We start from the raw sequence: 2,295 nt of genomic DNA on the forward strand, positions 1-2,295 counted from the left end.
CTTGAAGTAGTACGGAGCCAGTGCCGAGATGCCGTCTGCGCCCGTGGCTTGAGCCTCTGTGGCAAGCTCCGCCGCATCAGCGATGCTCGTGTGCCCCACATGGATAATCACCTTCAGCCGCCCCGCCGCGATCTCCACCCAGCGCCGCGCCACCGCCTTGCGCTCCATCACGCTCAGCGAGACGCCCTCGCCGGTTGAGCCACAGACAAACGCGCCGATCACGCCATCCGCAATTAGTTTCTCGCACTGTTTCTCAATAACGCCAAGATTCAGCGAGCCGTCGGCGGCGAATGGCGTGTGGGGAGCCGCAATGAGCCCCGTCCAGTTTGTCTTCATTTTTTAGTCTTCTGTCCAGCAGTAAACGATTTTTCCGCGTTGTTTTAGGAGGGGAGCTGCCATTTTCTGAAGGTGGATCACCATTTGTATCTTTTTTTTGATCGGAAGTTTGGCAAGCTCTTGGCGACGTCGGCTTTTTGCTTCTAAGGCCAGCTCTAGCTCTCTGTTTTCCATTTGTGAAATCTTTCATTAAGTTGGTATCTTATTAATATCTCTTGTAAGTAATCTGAGTCCATTAACGCTTGTTCCATAAACATCGAGAATCTTTGATGGTCTTTATGTCTCCATAGGGTAGTAGCTGTACCTCTGCTAGAGCTTCTTCAAGAAGTGGGTTGTAAGCAGGAAGAAATTGTACAGGCACTCCCTCAATGAGGATACATTCTGCTTCGGTTGGGTAGCCTCTCTGCTTAAGTTCATCGTAGATCGGAGTAAGAGTCAGAAGCCCTGATGGGGTTTGAGGCAGAACGACAAAAATATCCAGGTCATAAGTGAGAAACGGCTCGATATAAAAAATCGCACCCACAGCTCCACCAATGGCATAGCGGGAGATGATTCCGGCTGTTTCTAACTCTGTAAAAACTTGAAGGGTTGCTTCCATCTATTGAAGATTCTACCAAAATTATCTCTCGGGGGGGGATTCTCAATCGAGCCTGCGTCAATTCCGGGAATGCATCGGCAGTTTTTGGCACGATGCCTGTCTCAGAGATAACCTAGAACGATCTAGTAGAGGTGCCGGGGCTAGGCCCCGGCACCGGGCTTATCGGATCAGAAACGGAGTGGAGTGCAGCGTCGGATCGCTCCCCGCGATGAAGTTTAGGTTGTAGGTTCCTGCTGCATAGCCCTTCGTTTTCAGGTTATAGAGGTACTCACCCGAGTCGTAACGGAAGGTGTTATTCGGGTTGGAGTTCCCTGGGGCAGTGGCGGCTACTGTCGCTCCCGTTCCCACATTGGTGACACTGATCGCCGTCACCGCGATGCTTGGTGAGGAAGCATTGACTCCATTGCCCCCCAAAAGCTGGAGAGTGATAGGCACTGTGCTTCCGCCTTTATGAACCTTTGTCAGATCGTAGAGTGCATTGATGGTGTAGATTGGGGCGACGTAGGCATAGTCGTAGCGGGTTGCCGACTCCCAAATCGAGCCGAGTGCGACACCACCCGTGGGAATGGGGTCTGCGTCAAGAAATGAGGCCGCCGGTACTCCATTCACTTTGATCGTAAAACTCCCCCCGATCGCGGAGATATCAATGGCATTATCCCCTGCGGTCATGAGGCCCGAGGCGTAGTAGGTTGGGTCGATTAGGCTTGCACTGGTGCTGGTAAACTTCACCAGCTGTATCGAGTCGGCAGGCGGAATGGCGGAGTTGGGGGGGAAGATGTAGAGACTATAGAATGTTCCCTGCGACCAGCCAAACTGCGACTGGACACGGAAGTTGATCAGGCTGTTGTACCAGTTGTTCCCCCCGCCATCTGCGTGGAACTTGGTGGAGAACTGGTAGTTAGACCAATCCGAGCCCTCTCCGGCCATGATAAAGGCATCACGGCTTCCTGGTGTCGAGCCTTGTGTCCTTACCCAGCCGTTGACAAGCGAGGCGTAGCCGCGCTGAACCGCCCACAAAGGCGAGAGGCTCGCCCCACTAAAATCATCCGAGAGCAAGAGCTGTGCGTGGCTTACTCTCGCTGGCAAGAGTGCCGCAAGACAGAGCGTGAACACAGACAGCGTGTTTACCCGACGTGACATTGCTTTCATGAACTTCTCCTTGCCCGGATACGACGGGTTGAGAGCCGCGCATCCCTGGCAATTATTAGTCTAGGTAGCGTTCATGAGGAAAGCATCAACGGTTTGACAGATTAAGGATTTATGTGAGCTATCGGAAGCAGTAGACGTAGCCGTCGTCGGAGCCGATGAGGACTTGGCCGTTGACGACGCAGGCGGAGCCCATGACGGGGCGACCGATGGGG

General features: G+C 53.4%; 5 protein-coding genes. All 5 read right to left on the reverse strand.

The genetic code is table 11. The features are described from left to right. Positions 1–336: dihydrodipicolinate synthase family protein (locus tag RMO15_RS04580; protein ID WP_309708427.1), on the reverse strand; the 336-nt coding region annotated here is incomplete at its 3' end. A 3-nt stretch (positions 337–339) separates the two neighbouring features. Next, positions 340–510, reverse strand: coding sequence for a hypothetical protein (locus tag RMO15_RS04585; protein WP_309708430.1), 171 nt, complete (start codon positions 508–510; stop codon positions 340–342). 61 nt (positions 511–571) lie between these two features. Further along, entirely contained in the window at positions 572–934 is a 363-nt protein-coding gene (locus RMO15_RS04590) for a hypothetical protein (protein WP_309708433.1), read from the reverse strand. Between the two features lie 159 nt (positions 935–1,093). Then, the gene (locus RMO15_RS04595) at positions 1,094–2,083 is read right to left on the reverse strand and encodes a PxKF domain-containing protein (RefSeq protein ID WP_309708435.1); all 990 of its coding nucleotides are present in this window, start codon (positions 2,081–2,083) and stop codon (positions 1,094–1,096) included. A 118-nt stretch (positions 2,084–2,201) separates the two neighbouring features. Continuing rightward, the gene (locus RMO15_RS33170) at positions 2,202–2,291 is read right to left on the reverse strand and encodes a PQQ-binding-like beta-propeller repeat protein (RefSeq protein ID WP_369016072.1); all 90 of its coding nucleotides are present in this window, start codon (positions 2,289–2,291) and stop codon (positions 2,202–2,204) included. Positions 2,292–2,295: the final 4 nt, after the last annotated feature.

This window comes from Armatimonas sp. (assembly GCF_031410135.1).
In the GTDB taxonomy this organism is placed as follows: domain Bacteria; phylum Armatimonadota; class Armatimonadia; order Armatimonadales; family Armatimonadaceae; genus Armatimonas.

Coding starts and splice junctions, on each gene's coding strand:
- RMO15_RS04590 (WP_309708433.1), bottom strand. CDS start 934: ATGGAAGCAACCCTTCAAGTTTTTACAGAGTTAGAAACAGCCGGAATC.
- RMO15_RS04585 (WP_309708430.1), bottom strand. CDS start 510: ATGGAAAACAGAGAGCTAGAGCTGGCCTTAGAAGCAAAAAGCCGACGT.
- RMO15_RS04595 (WP_309708435.1), bottom strand. CDS start 2,083: ATGAAAGCAATGTCACGTCGGGTAAACACGCTGTCTGTGTTCACGCTC.